The organism is Pseudomonas sp. RA_15y_Pfl2_54 (assembly GCF_963971015.1).
In the GTDB taxonomy this organism is placed as follows: domain Bacteria; phylum Pseudomonadota; class Gammaproteobacteria; order Pseudomonadales; family Pseudomonadaceae; genus Aquipseudomonas; species Aquipseudomonas baetica_A.
Window position 1 is genome coordinate 136068 of the sequence record NZ_CAXAPN010000011.1, and the last position, 18378, is coordinate 154445.

Sequence of the window (18378 nt, forward strand, 5' to 3'; positions counted from 1 at the left end):
TGTTGTCTGCAATTTATCCACAGCATTTTTATTTCAGGCCATAACCATGACCCCCCGTGACCAGGAAATCGAACGCCGTACCGAGCTCTCGGTGACCCGTGTAACCAAAGCCGTGTTCCCGCCGACCACCAACCACCACAACACCCTGTTCGGCGGCACCGCGCTGGCGTGGATGGACGAGGTGTCGTTCATCACCGCCACGCGTTTTTGCCGTTTGCCGCTGGTGACGGTGTCTACTGACCGCATCGACTTCAATCATGCAATCCCGGCCGGTTCCATCGTCGAACTGGTGGGGCGAGTAATCAAGGTCGGTAACACCAGCCTCAAGGTCGAGGTGGAAGTGTTTGTGGAAAGCATGAGTTGTGACGGGCGCGAGAAGGCTATCCATGGGCAGTTCAGCTTTGTCGCCATCGATGATGACAAACGACCGGTGCCGGTGCTGCCGGGGTTTGCGGCCTGATCCACTTCCGAGCCGCGCCATTCGCGAGCAAGCCCGCTCCCTCACTGGATCGAGGTCTCCTGTGGGGGCAGGCTTGAACTGGATCGAGGTTTCTTGTGGGAGCGGGCTTGCTCGCGAATGCGTCAGGTCAGGCGCCGCTGGTTAAAGGCTGGATCAACGCCAGCAGCGTCCACCCCGATCCCGGCTTCAAAGCGGTCTCTGGCGTCACCACATGCACCCATCCGCTGTCATCGCGCATGAACAACAGCGTGGCGCGCTTGCCATGCAGCGCACGGTAATCCTCCCAGCCAAATCCATCCGTCAGCGTGGTGCTATACAGCTCGGCCCCCTGACCCATCTGGCCGGCCAGTTTGGCGTAGGTCAGTGCCTCGCTGCCCAGTTGATTGCCGCGATGCTCAAGACTGGCGCGATGCTTGTCGCTGCGACGGCTTTCCTGACCGCTGGCCAGGCCAAACAGGCGCTGATGCCCGAAGTCATGGCGAAAGCGCATGGCTGCCAGCGTGTTGAGTTCGCCCGACGGCGACAGTGCCAGCAAATGCCCCAGGCCAACCAGATCCAGATGCGCATCGGCATGCTGCGAAGCCGGATTACCGAAGTACGTCGGCAAACCCTCCATGCGCGCGGCACGGATGTTTTCCCAGCTTGAATCGGTCAGCAACACTCGGCTGCCCAATTGTTGCAACGACTTGCCCAACGCCCGGGCCGGCCCATTGGCGCCGACGATCAGGAAACCACTGGGTGCCGGCTCTGCGACGTTGAGCAAACGCGCCAACGGTCGCGCCGTTGCGCTTTGCAGCACGACGGTGCCGATGATCACCGCGAAGGTCAGTGGCACCAGCAACAGTGCACCTTCATGCCCGGCTTCATCCAGGCGAATCGCGAAAATCGCCGACACTGCCGCCGCGACAATCCCGCGTGGGGCGATCCAGCACAGCAATGCCCGCTCACGCCAGTTCAGGCTAGATCCCACGGTGCTCAGCACAACGTTCAAAGGTCGGGCGATCAACTGGATGACCAGCAGCAGGATCAGCACCAGCGGCCCGAGCCCGATCAAGGCGTTCAAGTCCAGCCTTGCGGCGAGCAGAATGAACAGCCCGGAAATCAGCAACACGCTGAGGTTTTCCTTGAAGTGCAGGATGTGCCGTACATCCACGCCTTTCATGTTGGCCAGCCACATGCCCATTAATGTCACCGCCAGCAGGCCGGACTCATGCATCACCTCGTTGGAGACAATGAAAATTCCCAGCACCGCCGCCAGCGAAGCGAGGTTGTGCAGGTACTCCGGCAGCCATTGCCGCCGAATGACCGTGCCGAGCAACCAGCCTCCGGCAACCCCGAACGCCGCGCCGCAGGCAATCACCCCGCCAAAGGTGAACAGGCTCTGCTTGAGGCCATGGCCTTCGGCACTGGCAATGATGAAGCTGTAGACCACCACGGCGAGGAGGGCGCCGATCGGATCAATGACGATGCCTTCCCAGCGCAGAATGTTGGCGATCGAGGCTTTGGGCCGCACCACTCGCAGCATTGGCACAATCACCGTGGGGCCCGTGACCAGCGTCAGGCTGCCGAAGAGGATCGCCAGCATCCAGTCGAAGCCGAGCAAAAAGTGAGTGGCGAGCGCAATGACAATCCATGTCGAGAGGGCGCCGAGAGTCACCAGTCGATGGACGACGCTGCCGATTTCCTTCCATTCCGACAGGTGCAGCGTCAGGCTGCCCTCGAACAGGATCAGCGCCACGGCCAGCGATACCAGTGGCATCAGCAGCGGCCCGAACATTTCTTGCGGATCGAGCCACCCCAATACCGGGCCGACCAGAATGCCGGTCAGCAACAGAAACAGAATCGCCGGCAGCTTCAGGCGCCACGCCAGCCATTGGCAACCTAGCGCCGCTGCGCCTATCCCGCCAAATGCCAATAGAATTTGCTGCTCGTTCATTGATGCTCCCTGTTCCTTGAAATTGCGGGCTATGAAAGACTAGCGCCCATTCCTACCGTTCACTCTACATTTGCGCGCAGTCGTTGAACTGTGTGCCTTGAGCGCCCATGCCTGCCATCGACCATCCACTGATTGACCAATTCCTCGACGCCTTGTGGCTGGAGAAGGGCCTGTCCGACAACACCCGTGGCGCCTATCGTAGCGACCTTGCGCTGTTCAATGGCTGGTTGCAGGAGAAAAACCTGGAGCTGATCAACGCCGGCCGTGAGTTGATCCTCGATCATCTCGCCTGGCGTCTGGAGCAAAACTACAAACCGCGATCCACTGCGAGATTTCTCTCCGGCGTACGTGGGTTTTATCGTTATCTGCTGCGCGAAAAGCTGATCACAGTCGATCCGACATTGCGCGTCGACATGCCGCAACTCGGCAGGCCGCTGCCCAAATCCTTGTCGGAGGCCGACGTTGAGGCATTGCTCAAAGCACCGGATCTGAGCGAAGCCATCGGTCAGCGTGACCGCGCCATGCTGGAAGTCCTGTATGCCTGCGGCCTGCGGGTAACCGAGCTGATCAGCCTGACCCTGGAGCAGGTCAACTTGCGCCAAGGCGTATTAAGGGTGATGGGCAAGGGCAGCAAAGAGCGGCTGGTGCCGATGGGCGAGGAGGCGATTGTCTGGGTCGAGCGCTATATGCGTGACGGGCGTGCAGAACTGCTCGGCGGGCGCCCCAGCGATGTGCTGTTTCCCAGCCAGCGCGGTGAGCAGATGACCCGGCAGACGTTCTGGCACCGGATCAAACATCAGGCCAAGGTCGCCGGGATCGGCAAATCGCTGTCGCCGCACACCTTGCGGCACGCGTTCGCCACGCACCTGCTCAACCACGGCGCGGATTTGCGCGTGGTGCAGATGTTGCTCGGTCACAGTGATCTGTCGACCACCCAGATCTACACTCATGTGGCGCGGGCACGGTTGCAGGATCTGCATGCCAAACACCACCCGCGTGGCTGAACAAACAATCGATGTGCAAGCAATTGCATCCGCCTGTGCGTCTGGCGACAGGCGCATTCGGCCACCGTGACCTTATGTGTTAGGCTTTGCCGGTTTGCACGATGGACGGTTATGACCCGGTGTTCCGGCCCGGGCGTTCTGACCGTTCCATTTGTCCGCCCTCAGGAGTTCTCATGCGTCTGACCCAGATTTTCGCCGCCGCCGCCATTGCGTTGGTCAGCACCTTTGCCGTCGCCGATGATGCGGCTGACAAAGCCATTCGTAAAAGCCTGGAAAACCTCCAGCTCGATGTTCCGGTAGACAGCATTTCCGCGAGCCCTCTGCCTGGCATGTATGAAGTCAAGCTCAAGGGCAGCCGTGTGCTGTACGCCAGTGCCGATGGCCAGTACATCGTTCAGGGCTACCTGTTTCAGCTCAAGGACGGCAAACCGGTCAACCTGACCGAGAAGACCGAGCGCCTGGGCATCTCCAAACTGATCAACGCCATTCCGGTGGCTGAAACCGTGGTTTACCCGGCCGTGGGCGAGACCAAATCGCACATCACCGTGTTCACTGACACCACTTGCCCTTACTGCCACAAGCTGCACGCCGAAGTGCCCGAGCTGAACAAGCGCGGCATCGAAGTGCGTTATGTCGCGTTCCCGCGTCAGGGCCTGGGCTCGCCGGGTGATGAGCAACTGCAAGCCGTGTGGTGCTCCAAAGACAAGAAAGCGGCCATGGACAAAATGGTCGATGGCAAGGAAATCAAGGCCGCCAAGTGCGCGAACCCGGTTTCCAGACAGTTCGCCCTCGGTCAGTCGATCGGCGTGAACGGTACACCGGCCATCGTTTTGGCCGATGGGCAAGTCATTCCGGGCTATCAGCCTGCGCCACAAGTCGCCAAACTGGCGCTGGGCGCGAAGTAATTCGCATCGTCACGGTCAGACTTTGACGATCATGGTCCGGTAGCCGCATCGCCGGGCCATTAATAGAGAGCCGCGAGCACGCGGTTGTTTTCCGGCCGACCCTGAGTCGGCCGTTTCATGGGGAGTTCACAGTGAATCCGGTCAAAGTAGGCATCTGTGGGTTAGGGACCGTCGGTGGCGGTACCTTCAACGTACTTCAGCGCAACGCCGAGGAAATTGCTCGTCGTGCCGGGCGTGGGATCGAAGTGGCACAAATTGCCATGCGCACGCCAAAGCCTCAGTTCCAGACGACCGGTATTGCGATTACCAACGATGTCTTCGAAGTGGCCACGAACCCTGAGATCGACATCGTCATAGAGCTGATGGGCGGCTATACCGTTGCCCGCGAGCTGGTACTCAAGGCCATCGAGAATGGCAAGCATGTGGTCACCGCGAACAAGGCACTGATTGCCGTTCACGGTAATGAAATTTTCGCCAGGGCACGCGAGAAAGGCGTGATCGTGGCGTTTGAAGCCGCGGTGGCCGGTGGCATTCCGGTGATCAAGGCGATCCGTGAAGGCCTGTCCGCCAACCGCATCAATTGGGTGGCCGGGATCATCAACGGCACCGGCAACTTCATCCTCACCGAAATGCGCGAGAAGGGCCGTACGTTTGAAGACGTATTGGCCGAAGCTCAGGCGCTGGGTTACGCCGAAGCCGATCCGACCTTCGACGTCGAAGGCATCGACGCCGCGCACAAGCTGACCATTCTGGCTTCCATTGCGTTTGGCATTCCGCTGCAGTTCGACAAGGCTTACACCGAAGGCATTACCAAGCTGACCACCGCTGACGTCAACTACGCCGAAGCACTGGGCTACCGCATCAAGCACCTCGGCGTGGCGCGCAGTACGGCTGCGGGCATCGAGTTGCGCGTACACCCGACGCTGATCCCGGCCGATCGCCTGATCGCCAACGTCAACGGCGTGATGAACGCGGTGATGGTCAACGGTGATGCTGCCGGTTCGACCTTGTTCTACGGCGCCGGTGCCGGCATGGAGCCAACGGCCTCTTCGGTCATCGCCGACCTGGTGGACGTGGTTCGCGCCATGACCAGCGACCCGGAGAACCGCGTCCCGCATCTGGCCTTCCAGCCAGACTCGCTGTCGGCCCATCCGATCCTGCCGATCGAAGCCTGTGAAAGCGCTTACTACTTGCGCATACAAGCCAAGGATCACCCGGGCGTACTGGCTCAGGTGGCGAGCATTCTGTCGGAGCGTGGCATCAACATCGAGTCGATCATGCAGAAGGAAGTCGAAGAGCAGGACGGTCTGGTGCCGATGATCCTGCTGACCCACCGCGTGGTCGAGCAGCGCATCAATGATGCGATCGCAGCCCTGGAAGCCCTGGCCGGCGTCAACGGTCCGGTTATGCGGATCCGCGTCGAACACTTGAATTAACAGCAGCAGCAAGCTTCAAACTTCAAGCTGCAAGTAAAAGCAGAGGCGCTTTTCACTTGTAGCTTGAAGCTCACCGCTTGTAGCCCAAACCGAAGGTTTGCCCTTATGCGTTACATCAGTACCCGCGGCCAGGCACCGGCCCTGAATTTCGAAGACGTCCTGCTGGCTGGTCTTGCCACCGACGGTGGTCTGTACGTCCCGGAAAACCTGCCACGTTTTACCCAGGAAGAAATCGCTTCCTGGGCAGGCCTGCCGTATCACGAGCTGGCCTTTCGCGTCATGCGCCCGTTTGTAACCGGCAGCATTCCTGACGCCGATTTCAAAAGGATTCTTGAACAAACCTACGGTGTGTTCTCGCACAGCGCCGTCGCGCCGCTGCGTCAGCTCAACGGCAACGAATGGGTCATGGAGCTGTTCCACGGCCCGACCCTGGCGTTCAAAGACTTCGCCTTGCAACTGCTCGGTCGTCTGCTCGACTACGTGCTTGAAAAGCGCGGCGAGCGTGTAGTGATCGTCGGCGCCACCTCCGGTGACACCGGTTCGGCCGCCATTGAAGGCTGCAAACACTGCGAAAATGTCGACATCTTCATCCTGCACCCGCACAACCGTGTGTCCGAAGTGCAGCGTCGCCAGATGACCACGATTTTCGGTGAGAACATCCATAACATCGCCATCGAAGGCAACTTCGATGACTGCCAGGAAATGGTCAAAGCCAGTTTCGCCGACCAGAGCTTCCTCAAGGGCACGCGCCTGGTGGCGGTGAACTCGATCAACTGGGCGCGGATCATGGCCCAGATCGTTTACTACTTTCACGCTGCCCTGCAGTTGGGTGGCCCTGCGCGTTCGGTATCGTTCTCGGTGCCGACCGGCAACTTCGGCGACATCTTCGCCGGTTACCTGGCGCGCAACATGGGCCTGCCGATCAATCAGTTGATCGTCGCCACCAACCGCAATGACATCCTGCACCGCTTCATGAGCGGCAATCAGTACGTCAAGCAAACCCTGCACGCCACGTTGTCGCCGTCGATGGACATCATGGTGTCGTCGAACTTCGAACGCCTGCTGTTCGACCTGCACGGTCGCAACGGTGCAGCGATTGCCGGTTTGATGGATTCGTTCAAGCAGGGCGGTGGTTTCAGCGTCGAGCAAGAGCGCTGGACCGAAGCACGCAAACTGTTCGATTCGCTGGCCGTGGACGATGCCCAAACCTGCGAAACCATCGCCGAAGTCTATGCGCAGACCGGCGAACTGCTGGACCCGCACACCGCCATTGGCGTGAAGGCCGCACGCGAATGCCGTCGCAGCCTCGACATCCCGATGGTGATCCTGGGCACGGCGCATCCGGTGAAATTCCCGGACGCGGTAGAGAAAGCGGGTGTAGGAAAAGCGCTCGAACTACCTGCACACCTTTCTGATTTGTTTGAGCGAAACGAACGCTGCACCGTTCTGCCAAACGAGCTGAAAGCCGTGCAGGCCTTTGTCAGCCAGCATGGCAACCGCGGCAAGCCGCTTTAAACCTGCAAAGCTGTCACATTTTGAAGCCCGTCTCCTGACGGGCTTTTTTGTTTCTGCTGCCACACTGCTCGGGTTTTCACCCTCGAAGGACGGGTGAGTCGATCACGAAGGAAGTGGCAATGCTGTTTTATAGAGGTTTGAAACCGGCACTGGGCTGGTTGTGCTTGTTCGGATTGCTGGGAGTGATGCACGGCAGTGTGGCCGCGCAATTGGCGTTGCACGATGACGCGGTGGGCCTCAACGTTCAGCCCATCGAACTGGACGCACATGAGCGCCAGTGGATTCGCGATAACCCCACGGTGACGGTCGCGTCGGTGCAGTACCCGTTGTATCTGTTTCAGGATGAGCATGGTCAGTGGAGCGGCTTGAACAACGATGTGCTCAAACGCGTCACGGCGATGACCGGGTTGCAGTTTGTGCATCATGAGTCGTTTTCCACGGATCACATGCTTGAGCGCCTCGAGAGCGGGGCGGCGGACATCAGCACAACGCTGGCCGTAAGCGACGAACGCAAGGCGTTTCTTGATTTCAGTCACGCATTCGGCGGCGCGGGCTGGGTATTTGTCGGGCGCGCCGGGGCACCCTCGGTGGAGTCCCTGGAGCAACTGGCCAAGCGAGTGGTGGTGCTGCCCGCCAGGCATGCACTGGAAGACGTGATCCGACGTGATTACCCTTCAATCGAAATCCGCTCGGTCAAAACCTACGCCGAAGCACGGGCATTGGTCGAGAGCGGCGAGGCCTACGCGACGATCGAAAACGAGATCGGTGCACAGCTTTATCCGTTGGGGTTGCTCAAGGTCGGTGCACTGGTGGAAGGCAAATGGGAGGCTGATCATCTGGCGGTACGCAAGGGCATGCCGGAACTTTTGAGTATTCTCAACAAGGCATTGGAGGCGTTCCCCCCTGCCGAGTTATGCGCCATTCGCCTCAAATGGCTGGAGGGTATTTCGCCGGCGCCCATACCGTCGGTGTGGCAGCGGATGATCGAATGGGGCTGCTGGGTGATGGGTGGGCTGGGTGTTTTCGGCCTGTTGTCGCTGGTATGGAATCGGCGCCTGACGGCGGTGATCAAACAGCGCAGCGAGGCGGAAAAGGTGCTGGGCGATCAACTGGCGTTTCAGCGCGCGCTGATTGATTCCATGCCTGATCCGATGTTTGTCCGAGATCTGCACGGTCGACTGATCATGTGCAACCGCAGCTACGAGGAGGCTCTTTCGGTTCGGCTGGATCAGGTGCAGGGGCGTTTGCTGATCGAGATCGATGTGTTGCCCGAAGCGACCGCCCTGATGCTGCACGACGAGTTCATCGTGCAACTGAGCACACGCAAGTCGCGCTTCAGTAAACGCCAACTGCAATTCAAGAATGGCCCGCGCGAGGTCTATCAGTGGACCGTGCCGTTCTACAGTGCCGACGGCCAGTTGCGTGGACTGCTGGGCGGCTGGACCGACATCACCCAGCGTAGGACGGAGAGCGGGTGCCGATGTCTGCAGTGAAGATGGGAAACTTCCTATAAGACGCGGCTACTTTTCCTATGGGAGGCTTAAGACGGCTGCCCTAGAGTGAGCGACAACTGCGGTGAGAGTCCGCGATTGTCGTTCCGGAGGTCGCCCATGCGCTCGCTTAAAGTTCTGATTCTTGAACCCAATCCGTTTCAGCTGATGGCATTGCATCAAATGCTCAATGCCATCGGCATCTATGACGTACTGACCGCACCGTCCCTGGCGTCGGCCCTGTGTTCGCTGGGCCACCGCGGCGTGGTCGATATTGCCATTTGCGATCCGCAACTCAAGGGCGGCGATGGCCTGGCTCTGATTCAGCATCTGGCGGTACAGCGTGAAGCCCGTGCGCTGATCCTGCTGGGGGCGGTCGCGCCGAGTCTGCTGAGCGATCTCGAGCCGTTGCTGCGCGAGCATCGGTTGCGATTATTGGGGCGCTTGCAAACGCCGGTCTCGGCAGTGCTGATGAGAGGTTTGCTGGACGGCTACCTGATCGCTGCTTCGCAGCCTGTCGGGGTCTGAAGGGCACGGTTATTTTTCTGTCATCTTCACCGTGCATGCTCTGACAGACCGGTGACGCTGCAGTGCTTGCGACCGGCATGCAGAACTTTCTTCTCGGGCCGGTGGTCATTTACTGTGGACACGCCCCAGACACAATGTTTTCGGACTATTGAGTGGAGATCGAGATGGAAAGTATCAGTCTATTGCTCGGTGAGGCTCTGAGCCCGTATCAGGTTTCGTTGTCTCCAAGCGGTGCCCAGGGTGAATGCCTGGTGACCTTGAAGAACAGCAGCGGCGCCATTGTCGTGGAACGCCCATTCAATCAGGCACAACTGACCGACAAGCGTCAGTTGACCGATGTCGTCGATGGTTTGCACCGTGACGTCCTGATTGCCGAAGGGCGCCTGGAGCCCTGCGTGATCGCGGCCTTGCGCAATGCGGCGCTGGACAAGCGTGCGGCGCTCTGAAAATGAAATGTCTCTTGTGGGAAACTTCCTGCATCTCTGTCAGTCAGACCTCGTAACAGCAGGATCAAGCATTGTGCTCCGGTGCTTGTCGCTTGCTGCTACGGGTCTTTATTACGGGCCACGTTTAACCCCGAGTCGTCTCCCCACTTCTCGGGGTTTCTTTTGTCCGCCGTTTACTGCGCGGCCTGCTGTTCGAAGAACAGCCGTGCCTGTTCCAGATAATCGGCCTGTTGCTTGGGGTCAAGCCACGCGGCGTACAGCCGATTGAGATGTTCGTGGGGCAGGGTGCGTAGCAGTTGGTTGATCTCGCCGATGGCCTGACGCCCCATCGTGGTGTCGGAACAGGCGATATAACCTGAGAGATATTTTCCGACGCCCTGGATCGGATAAAACTCCAGCTCATCTTCGGCAATCTGCGCCTGCTTCGCCTGATAGCGGATTTCCGGCCAGTAACCCAGCACCACCTGCAACCGGCCCAGACGCTGCATCGACAGCAGATTGGCCAGCGCATCATTGCCGTAATGCGCAGTCAGCGCGCCGCTGGGCGCTTGATGCAGGATAGTGTCGAGAAACTCGCCGTAGCTGCGTTCGGCGACAACGCCGACCTTCCTGTTGCCATTCGCGAGTAGCGCAGACAGATCAACCTCGCCATTCACCAGATAGGGTTCAAGCACCGCCCGATCCTGCCGACGAACCACCAGACCATTGCTCACCGCGCGAATCGCAGGGATCGAATACGCAACCGACTGCGCGCGTACCTGGTTCCATATCAGCGCGGGGTCACAGGCGAAAGGGTTGTCATGGAGCATCTGCAAGCCACGGGCGCGATTGACCCGCATCAGCGTATGTTCGTATTGCGGCATGCCAGCGATCAGCATCGGCAGCAACTGATCGATCACCCCCTGGCCCTTTTTCGGACCTTCGAAAATGGTCATCGGTGGCAAGTCGCGCAGTAACCAGATCAGCGTAGGTTTTGCCTGCGCCCAAGCGGGCAGGGTCAGCAGAAACAACAGACCGAACAGGCGCCACGTCCATCCGTGGCGGGAGCGGTTGGCGTCCGATGCCTGTCGGTGCTTCAGCTTAAATGGCTCCGTCTTCGCGCAGTTGGGCGATCTGCTTTTCGTCATAGCCAAGATCGTGGAGTACCTGCGCATTGTGTTCACCGAGTTGCGGTCCGACCCATTCGGAGGAGCCCGGTGTCTCTGAGAGTTTGGGCACGATACCCGGCATCTTGAAAGATTTGCCGTCCGGCAGTTTGGCAGACAGGAACATTTCCCGAGCCAGGTACTGCGGATCACTGAACATGTCTTCGGCACTGAAGATCCGGCTGACCGGTACGTCAGCCTGATTGAGCAGGTCGAGCACCGATTGCAGCGGCAGCGAATTGACCCAGCGATCGATCACGCCATACAACTCGTCGCGGCGATTGTCGCGACCGTCGTTGCTGGCCAGTGTCGGGTCATTGGCCAGATCTTCACGGCCGATGATCAGCATGAAGCGCTTGAAGATTGCATCGCCATTGGCGCCGATCTGCACATGTTTGCCGTCGGCGCTGGTGTGGATCGACGACGGCGTGATGCCGGGCATGATGTTGCCGGTGCGTTCACGGATAAAACCGAACACATCGAACTCCGGCACCATGCTTTCCATCATGGCGAAGATCGCTTCGTACAGTGCCACATCGACCACTTGGCCGAGCCCGCCGTTGACCTCACGATGACGCAGCGCCATCAACGCGCCGATCACGCCCCACAGCGCGGCAATCGAGTCGCCGATGGAGATGCCGGTACGCACCGGCGGCCGATCCTCGAAACCGGTGATGTAGCGCAACCCCCCCATGGATTCGCCGACGGCGCCGAACCCCGGCTGATCCTTCATCGGCCCGGTCTGGCCGAAGCCGGAGAGGCGCACCATCACCAGTTTCGGGTTCAACGCGTGCAGGATGTCCCAGCTCAGACCGAGTTTTTCCAGCACACCGGGGCGAAAGTTTTCGATCAGGATGTCGGCTTCACTGAGCAGTTTTTTCAGGATCGCCAAGCCATCGGGATGCTTGAGGTTGAGGGTCAGCGACTTCTTGTTGCGCGCCTGAACGAACCACCACAACGAGGTGCCCTCGTACAACTTTCGCCATTTGCGCAACGGATCACCGCCGTCCGGCGATTCGATCTTGATGACTTCGGCACCGAACTCGCCGCAAATACGCGAGGCAAACGGCCCGGCAATCAATGTACCCAGTTCGATGACTTTCACGCCGCTGAGCGGCTTGTTGGTAAACGGCATGCTGAATCCTGTAGGACAAGGTTGAGCGGATACAGCGTTTTAGCATAGCCGGCTGTCAGGCGCCGCAGGTTGATCGCCATCAATTCGATGATTGCCTACCGCATCGGTTAGACTTGCCGACTTTCCTCGTATCAAGAAGCCCGTTCATGGCCCAGCCTTCGACCACTTACAAGTTTGAACTGAACCTCACCGACCTCGACCGCAGCGTCTACGAGAGCGTCAAGCAGACCATCGCCCGTCACCCTTCGGAAACCGAAGAGCGCATGACTGTGCGGCTGCTGGCCTACGCCCTCTGGTACAACGAGCAGTTGTCGTTTGGCCGTGGTCTGTCAGACGTGGATGAACCTGCGCTGTGGGAAAAGAGCCTGGACGATCGTGTTCTGCACTGGATCGAAGTCGGCCAGCCCGACGCCGACCGTTTGACCTGGTGCTCGCGTCGCACCGAACGCACCAGCCTGCTGGCCTACGGCAGCCTGCGCGTGTGGGAAACCAAGGTGATCCCGGCGATCAAGAACCTTAAAAACGTCAACATTGCCGCCGTCCCGCAAGAAGTGCTGGAAACCCTGGCCAAGGACATGCCCCGCGTCATCAAGTGGGACGTGATGATCAGCGAAGGGACGATTTTCGTCACCGACGATCGCGGTCAACACGAAGTCCAGTTGCAATGGCTGCAAGGTGAGCGCGGCTGATCCTGCGTTGTCATCTGATTAATCCCACGTATTCAAGAGAAGTCTCCGTCACCCCATGCGTATCGAACCTCGTCAACTGCCTGCCACTCTGCCTTTTCTCGGTGACCTGCCGCCGCTGCTGACCCGCTTGTATGCGGCGCGGGGCGTGCAATCCGAGGCGGAACTGGACAAGAGTCTGGCACGGTTGATTCCGTTCCAGAAACTCAAGGGCATCGATGCGGCAGTCGATCTGCTGGTGACAGCGCTGGAGCAACGCCAGCGCATCCTCATCGTCGGTGATTTCGACGCGGACGGCGCCACGGCCAGCACGGTGGGTATGCTCGGTCTGCGACTGCTGGGTGCTGCTCATGTCGATTATCTGGTGCCGAATCGCTTTGAATACGGTTACGGCCTGACCCCGGAAATCGTCGAAGTTGCCATGACTCGCGAGCCGCAGTTGCTGATCACCGTCGACAACGGCATTTCCAGCGTTGAAGGCGTGGCCGCTGCCAAGCGTCATGGGCTCAAAGTGCTGATCACCGACCACCACTTGCCCGGCGATGAACTGCCGCTGGCCGATGCGCTGGTCAATCCCAACCAGCCAGGCTGCGAGTTCCCGAGCAAGGCGCTGGCCGGTGTCGGGGTGATTTTCTATGTGTTGATGGCGTTGCGCGCGCGCCTGCGCAGCCTCGGCTGGTACGAAAGCAAGCCGCAGCCGAACATCGGCGAATTGCTTGATCTGGTCGCGTTGGGCAGTGTCGCCGACGTTGTCCCATTGGACGCCAACAACCGGATTCTGGTGCATCAGGGTCTGGAGCGGATTCGCGCCGGGCGTGCGCGGCCGGGGATCAAAGCGATCCTTGAAGTGGCCAAGCGTGATGCGGCTCGCATCACCTCCACGGATCTGGGTTTCATCGTCGGCCCGCGCCTGAACGCCGCCGGGCGCCTGGATGACATGAGCCTGGGCATCGAATGCCTGCTCACCGCCGACGCCAACATGGCCCGCGAAATGGCCGCGCAACTGGACGGTATGAACCAGGATCGCAAAACCATCGAGCAAGGCATGCAGCGCGAAGCGCTGGCCCAGTTGAAGGACTTGCCCGTTGAGTCGATGCCGTTCGGTCTGTGCCTGTTTGATCCGGAGTGGCACCAGGGCGTCATCGGCATCCTCGCCTCACGGATGAAAGAGCGTTATTTCCGTCCGACCATCGCCTTCGCCGATGCTGGCGATGGTTTGCTCAAGGGCTCGGGGCGTTCAGTGCAAGGCTTCCATATTCGTGATGCCTTGAGCGTGGTTGCAGCGCAGCATCCAAACCTGATTGCCAAATACGGCGGCCACGCAATGGCAGCCGGCCTGACCTTGCCGCAGGAGAATTTTCCGTTGTTCGCTGAGGCATTTGACGCCGAAGTGCGTAGGCAACTTCGCGAAGAAGACCTCACCGGGCGCATGTTGTCGGACGGCACGCTGGCGGTTGAAGAATTCCACCTTGAGCTGGCCCGCGCCCTGCGCCATGCCGGGCCTTGGGGTCAGCACTTTCCGGAGCCACTGTTTCACGGTGTATTCCAGTTGGTCGAGCAGCGGGTCGTCGGTGAGCGACACTTGAAAGTGGTACTCAAAAGCGAGTGCGGCTCGGTGAAACTCGACGGCATCGCCTTCGGTATCGACCGCGACATCTGGCCGAATCCGACGATCAAATGGGTCGAACTGGCTTACAAGCTCGACGTTAACGAGTTTCGTGGCAATGAGACCGTGCAACTGATGATTGCCCACATCGAACCGCGCTGACCCCTTCGCGAGCAAAGTCGCTCCCACAGGTCCGGTGTTTTCCTGGTGGAGCGAGCTTGCTCGCGAAGGCGGACTTTCCCACACGGAATGACTCTGAACCCTCCCGCATCCCCGGTTGTCGACTAGGCTCTAAGCACTGCTTGATTGGCCTTGTGACGTCTTGTCGTTTTTTGCCCGCGGGGGCGGGTGCTGCATCTCTTCCTGTCACTCGACGACTATTCAAACAGAACCCTGGAGCCTGCCCACTGATTTGAGAGGTGCCCCATGAGTCTGCTGCTTGAACCCTTTACTCTGCGCCAACTGACCCTGCCCAACCGCATCGCCGTGTCGCCCATGTGCCAATACTCCTGCGTCGACGGTCTGGCCAACGACTGGCACCTCGTACACCTTGGCAGCCGCGCCGTGGGTGGCGCCGGGCTGGTGTTCACCGAAGCCACGGCGGTGACGGCCGACGGTCGGATCACCGCCCAAGACCTTGGCCTGTGGAATGACGAACAGATCGAACCACTGCAACGTATCACTCGTTTCATCACCTCGCAGGGCGCGGTCGCCGGCATTCAACTGGCTCACGCCGGGCGCAAGGCCAGCACCCATCGACCCTGGATCGGCAAGCACGGCAGCGTCAAACCGGATGATGGCGGCTGGACACCGGTCGGGCCGTCGCCGATTGCCTTTGATCCGCAGCACACGCAACCCAAACAGCTCGATGAAGGGCAGATCGCCGAAGTCATCCAAGCCTTTGTCGATGCCGCAGAACGCGCGCTGACAGCGGGTTTCAGTGTGGTTGAGGTTCACGCCGCGCACGGTTATCTGCTGCACCAGTTCCTGTCGCCGCTGAGTAATCAACGGCGCGATCAGTACGGCGGCTCGTTCGAAAACCGGATTCGTCTGGTGCTGCAAGTCACTGAAGCGGTACGGGCAGTCTGGCCAGAGGAACTGCCAGTGTTTGTCCGTGTGTCGGCCACCGATTGGGTTGAGGACGGCTGGAACCCTGACGAAACCGTTGAGCTGGCGCGGCGTCTGAAAGCATTGGGTGTGGACTTGATCGACGTTTCCTCGGGTGGCACGGCAGCCAACGCCGAGATTCCTGTCGGGCCGGGTTATCAGACGCGCTTCGCCGAACGCGTGCGCAAAGAGTCAGGCATCGCCACTGGCACTGTGGGAATGATTACCGAACCTGCGCAGGCCGAGCACATTCTGCGTACCTGCCAGGCCGACATCATCTTCCTCGCCCGCGAGTTGCTGCGTGATCCGTACTGGCCGTTGCACGCCGATGATGATCTGGGCGGACGCAAAGCGGTGTGGCCGGCGCAGTATCAGCGTGCGACCCATCGTGATCAGCCGATTCATGAGTCTGATTTGCGCGATTGAGTGCGTCGCTGACATGCAAAAAGCCCCGGCCAGTGAGGGTCGGGGCTTTGTTTTTTCTGTTGGCGGCTGTTTTGCCAGTGCTGCCGTCTTCGCGAGCAGGCGCCTCAAACCCTCAAGGATACTTACGCTTGTCCGGCGCCGGCGGGAAGTACTGGTACAGCCAGGTCTCACTCAACGTGCGGTCATTGGTACGAATGAACAACCGCAGTTCCACGGGCTCCACGCTGTCGTTGGTCGGGTACCAGTCGAACAGGATCCGGTAACCCTTGATGTCATCGAGCACCAACACGCTGAAGTCCTGCACCTTGCCGTTGGAGCAGGTGATGACCGGTTCGATCCCGGTGCCCTGCGGCAGGCGATCCAGACCGCCACCAGTGAAATCCACGGCGAAACGGCGCGCCCAGACCGGCGGATAATGCTCGCCCGGTGCCCAGCCTTCAGTGAATCCGCCCATCCCGGAACGGGTCGCCTGCACCCGCGCCAACGGCGTGCTGACCGGTGGCAGGGCACTCCAGTAAAGCTTGTAGCCGTAGTTCAGCGAATCACCGGCGGCCACCGGTTTCTTCGGCGTCCAGAACGCGACGATGTTGTCGAGGGTCTCGCCGGTGGTAGGGATTTCCAACAGATCGATAGAGCCTTCGCCCCATGCGGTCGTCGGTTCGACCCACAGGCTCGGACGTTTGCTGTACCAGTCGACGGTGTCCTGATAGTTGGCGAATTCATGGTCGGTTTGTACCAGACCAAAACCTTTAGGGTCCGTGTCGGCAAATGCGTTGAACTGCAGCGTCGCCGGGTTGTTCAGCGGACGGCAGATCCACTCGCCGTTGCCGCGCCACATCGCCAGGCGATCCGAGTCATGGATTTGCGGGTGGATGGTGTCGCACATGCGGCGCTCGTGGGTGCCGCAACTGAACATGCTGGTCATCGGCGAAATGCCCAATTGTTCGATGGCCGTGCGTGCGTTGATATGCGCGTCGATTTCCATCACCACGCGTTCGGCCTGGCAATCGATGTCGAAGCGATAGGCGCCGGTCGCGCTCGGCGAGTCGAGCAGGGCATAAACCACAAAATGCGTGGCGTTCTGATCCGGTGTCTCGAACCAGAACTGGGTGAAGTCAGGGAATTCTTCGCGCTTCCTGGCATAGGTGTCGATCGCCAGACCACGCGCCGAGAGGCCATATTGGCCAGTCGCGTCGACTGCACGGAAATAGCTGGCGCCCAGGAACGACAGCACGTCATGACGATCCAGTTCCGGCGCCTTGAACAGCTTGAAGCCGGCGAACCCCAAATCGCCCTTGAGCTGCTGAGTGTCGACCGAAGTGTTCTCGTAGTTGAACAGCGCCGGGCGGAAATGCACCTCGCGGGCGGTACGGGTCTTCGGATCGACGCTGTGCATGCGCACCGGTTGGCGAAAACCCATGCCGACGTGGAAGAACTGCACGTCCAGTTGCCCCTTGTTCTCCTTCCACAACGAATGCTCGCCGTCGTAGCGGATCGCGTTGAAGTTTTGCGGGGTCATGGTCGCCAGCGTCGGCGGCAGCACCTGTTTGGTGTCCTGGTAGGCACTGCCGGCCAGTTGTTTGGCCTTGCGCTTCAGGGCTTGGAAATCGAAGGCTTGTGCGTCGCCATCAGCGACGTCACCGCTGGCGGCCCAGGCATTCGCCGCCAGCAGGCCTGAGGCTGAAAGACCGGTGTAAGCCGCAATGGCCATGGACGCTTTAAGCAAATTCCTGCGGTGCATAAATACAACCTGTCGTGTGCAATCCCGCGCCGTTCCTGGCACGTGCTGGATCAGAAAGTACGGTTCGGACAAGCCTTCGGCCAAACGCTGCGGACTATAAACAGATGCCGGCTAGCTTAAACCGTTCGATTGTCGAGCAAAAATGATTGATTACGAGGCTCAGTCTGGCAATGAAACAAGACATGTCGGTATTTTTTCCGACGGCACTTTCTGATTTACAGGGCATTTCTGCTTTTTTCGACTAATTACTCTAAAAAGCCCTTTTCAGCACCGATTAAATTTCTATTCTATGGACATGACCGGTCGCGAACCTTCAGACCGGTGGGGCACACGACGCTGCTGAAAGGGGCAGGGCGATGTGGTGGTTGAGCAGTTCTTTGACGTATTAGAGAAGGACATCGTCCATGGCAAAAATACAAGGCATCACTGACATGTTGGGCATCTTTCCCTGCCTTGGCAGCGGTCGAAAAAGGCGTAGGCTCAGCTCTGATGAGTTGAAACTGTTGGAGCGTTATCGGGAGCTTTCAGAGAGCGACCGGATCGCCATGCGGTATCTGGTGGATGCGATGAGGAGTGTTTCGCGGTTTTAACGTTGGGATAGCCTGTGGCGAGGGAGCAAGCGCCCTCGCCACAGTTTTTTTGGATGGATTTCAGCTACAGGTTCCCAAAACCGGATACGGCTGTTTGTGGTGGTCAACTAATTCCGGACACCTCGATAGGTGGTTTCGATGCCATCGCCCGCTCGTAAACGGTCGGCGGCAGATACCCCAGTTTTGAGTGCAGCCGTTCGTTGTTGTAAAACCCAACGATGT

16 protein-coding genes are annotated in these 18378 nt (G+C 59.5%); 12 read left to right on the forward strand and 4 right to left on the reverse strand.

All coding sequences use genetic code 11. The features are described from left to right. Window positions 1-46: 46 nt before the first annotated feature. Window positions 47-460, forward strand: coding sequence for an acyl-CoA thioesterase (locus tag AACY50_RS10805; protein WP_221729888.1), 414 nt, complete (start codon window positions 47-49; stop codon window positions 458-460). Between the two features lie 127 nt (window positions 461-587). On the opposite strand, the gene AACY50_RS10810 is transcribed toward AACY50_RS10805, so the two are convergent. Beyond that, entirely contained in the window at window positions 588-2396 is a 1809-nt protein-coding gene (locus AACY50_RS10810; protein ID WP_339466168.1) for a cation:proton antiporter, read from the reverse strand. Between the two features lie 107 nt (window positions 2397-2503). On the opposite strand from AACY50_RS10810, the gene xerD reads away from it, so the two are divergent. From xerD to AACY50_RS10845, 7 genes are all read left to right on the forward strand, one after another. After that, window positions 2504-3400 carry a site-specific tyrosine recombinase XerD gene (xerD, locus tag AACY50_RS10815; RefSeq protein ID WP_339434031.1) on the forward strand — a complete coding sequence of 299 codons (897 nt, stop codon included), beginning with the start codon at window positions 2504-2506 and terminating at the stop codon, window positions 3398-3400. Between the two features lie 173 nt (window positions 3401-3573). Then, window positions 3574-4305, forward strand: a complete 732-nt coding sequence (gene dsbC, locus AACY50_RS10820; RefSeq protein WP_339434032.1) for a bifunctional protein-disulfide isomerase/oxidoreductase DsbC — start codon at window positions 3574-3576, stop codon at window positions 4303-4305. A gap of 131 nt (window positions 4306-4436) precedes the next feature. Beyond that, window positions 4437-5741, forward strand: a complete 1305-nt coding sequence (locus AACY50_RS10825) for a homoserine dehydrogenase (protein ID WP_221729884.1) — start codon at window positions 4437-4439, stop codon at window positions 5739-5741. A gap of 105 nt (window positions 5742-5846) precedes the next feature. Continuing rightward, window positions 5847-7256, forward strand: a complete 1410-nt coding sequence (gene thrC, locus AACY50_RS10830) for a threonine synthase (protein WP_339495997.1) — start codon at window positions 5847-5849, stop codon at window positions 7254-7256. 119 nt (window positions 7257-7375) lie between these two features. Next, window positions 7376-8749, forward strand: a complete 1374-nt coding sequence (locus tag AACY50_RS10835) for a transporter substrate-binding domain-containing protein (RefSeq protein WP_339538544.1) — start codon at window positions 7376-7378, stop codon at window positions 8747-8749. 117 nt (window positions 8750-8866) lie between these two features. Beyond that, window positions 8867-9274, forward strand: coding sequence for a response regulator (locus tag AACY50_RS10840; RefSeq protein WP_221729881.1), 408 nt, complete (start codon window positions 8867-8869; stop codon window positions 9272-9274). A 164-nt stretch (window positions 9275-9438) separates the two neighbouring features. Then, a complete protein-coding gene (locus AACY50_RS10845; RefSeq protein ID WP_221729880.1) occupies window positions 9439-9720 on the forward strand; it encodes a DUF3509 domain-containing protein in 282 nt (93 codons plus the stop codon). A gap of 173 nt (window positions 9721-9893) precedes the next feature. On the opposite strand, the gene AACY50_RS10850 is transcribed toward AACY50_RS10845, so the two are convergent. Further along, the gene (locus AACY50_RS10850) at window positions 9894-10847 is read right to left on the reverse strand and encodes a TIGR02285 family protein (RefSeq protein WP_339495998.1); all 954 of its coding nucleotides are present in this window, start codon (window positions 10845-10847) and stop codon (window positions 9894-9896) included. Continuing rightward, window positions 10801-12000: a CaiB/BaiF CoA transferase family protein gene (locus AACY50_RS10855; RefSeq protein WP_339466171.1), complete on the reverse strand. Its 1200-nt coding sequence runs from the start codon at window positions 11998-12000 to the stop codon at window positions 10801-10803. The genes AACY50_RS10850 and AACY50_RS10855 overlap by 47 nt, the downstream gene beginning before the upstream one ends. Before the next feature lie 146 nt (window positions 12001-12146). Here AACY50_RS10855 and AACY50_RS10860 point away from each other — a divergent pair, with 146 nt between their 5' ends. The 3 genes from AACY50_RS10860 to AACY50_RS10870 all read left to right on the forward strand — a co-directional run bounded on the left by AACY50_RS10860 (window position 12147) and on the right by AACY50_RS10870 (window position 15825). After that, window positions 12147-12689, forward strand: a complete 543-nt coding sequence (locus tag AACY50_RS10860) for a YaeQ family protein (RefSeq protein WP_007908961.1) — start codon at window positions 12147-12149, stop codon at window positions 12687-12689. A 55-nt stretch (window positions 12690-12744) separates the two neighbouring features. After that, window positions 12745-14454 (forward strand): single-stranded-DNA-specific exonuclease RecJ, encoded by a 1710-nt coding sequence (gene recJ, locus AACY50_RS10865; protein ID WP_339434037.1) that lies wholly within the window; start codon window positions 12745-12747, stop codon window positions 14452-14454. 264 nt (window positions 14455-14718) lie between these two features. Next, the gene (locus tag AACY50_RS10870; RefSeq protein WP_339538545.1) at window positions 14719-15825 is read left to right on the forward strand and encodes an NADH:flavin oxidoreductase/NADH oxidase; all 1107 of its coding nucleotides are present in this window, start codon (window positions 14719-14721) and stop codon (window positions 15823-15825) included. Window positions 15826-15937: 112 nt separating this feature from the next. On the opposite strand, the gene AACY50_RS10875 is transcribed toward AACY50_RS10870, so the two are convergent. Further along, complete coding sequence (locus AACY50_RS10875; protein WP_339434039.1) at window positions 15938-17566, reverse strand: glucan biosynthesis protein D; 1629 nt, start codon at window positions 17564-17566, stop codon at window positions 15938-15940. 404 nt (window positions 17567-17970) lie between these two features. Between AACY50_RS10875 and AACY50_RS10880 the strand changes: the two genes are divergently transcribed. Beyond that, window positions 17971-18156, forward strand: a complete 186-nt coding sequence (locus AACY50_RS10880) for a hypothetical protein (protein WP_221729874.1) — start codon at window positions 17971-17973, stop codon at window positions 18154-18156. The last annotated feature ends 222 nt before the right edge of the window (window positions 18157-18378 follow it).

Coding starts and splice junctions, on each gene's coding strand:
- dsbC (WP_339434032.1), top strand. CDS start 3,574: ATGCGTCTGACCCAGATTTTCGCCGCCGCCGCCATTGCGTTGGTCAGC.
- AACY50_RS10850 (WP_339495998.1), bottom strand. CDS start 10,847: ATGACGAAAAGCAGATCGCCCAACTGCGCGAAGACGGAGCCATTTAAG.
- AACY50_RS10880 (WP_221729874.1), top strand. CDS start 17,971: ATGGCAAAAATACAAGGCATCACTGACATGTTGGGCATCTTTCCCTGC.
- recJ (WP_339434037.1), top strand. CDS start 12,745: ATGCGTATCGAACCTCGTCAACTGCCTGCCACTCTGCCTTTTCTCGGT.
- AACY50_RS10810 (WP_339466168.1), bottom strand. CDS start 2,396: ATGAACGAGCAGCAAATTCTATTGGCATTTGGCGGGATAGGCGCAGCG.
- AACY50_RS10835 (WP_339538544.1), top strand. CDS start 7,376: ATGCTGTTTTATAGAGGTTTGAAACCGGCACTGGGCTGGTTGTGCTTG.
- xerD (WP_339434031.1), top strand. CDS start 2,504: ATGCCTGCCATCGACCATCCACTGATTGACCAATTCCTCGACGCCTTG.
- AACY50_RS10855 (WP_339466171.1), bottom strand. CDS start 12,000: ATGCCGTTTACCAACAAGCCGCTCAGCGGCGTGAAAGTCATCGAACTG.
- AACY50_RS10840 (WP_221729881.1), top strand. CDS start 8,867: ATGCGCTCGCTTAAAGTTCTGATTCTTGAACCCAATCCGTTTCAGCTG.
- AACY50_RS10875 (WP_339434039.1), bottom strand. CDS start 17,566: ATGCACCGCAGGAATTTGCTTAAAGCGTCCATGGCCATTGCGGCTTAC.
- AACY50_RS10805 (WP_221729888.1), top strand. CDS start 47: ATGACCCCCCGTGACCAGGAAATCGAACGCCGTACCGAGCTCTCGGTG.
- thrC (WP_339495997.1), top strand. CDS start 5,847: ATGCGTTACATCAGTACCCGCGGCCAGGCACCGGCCCTGAATTTCGAA.
- AACY50_RS10860 (WP_007908961.1), top strand. CDS start 12,147: ATGGCCCAGCCTTCGACCACTTACAAGTTTGAACTGAACCTCACCGAC.
- AACY50_RS10845 (WP_221729880.1), top strand. CDS start 9,439: ATGGAAAGTATCAGTCTATTGCTCGGTGAGGCTCTGAGCCCGTATCAG.
- AACY50_RS10870 (WP_339538545.1), top strand. CDS start 14,719: ATGAGTCTGCTGCTTGAACCCTTTACTCTGCGCCAACTGACCCTGCCC.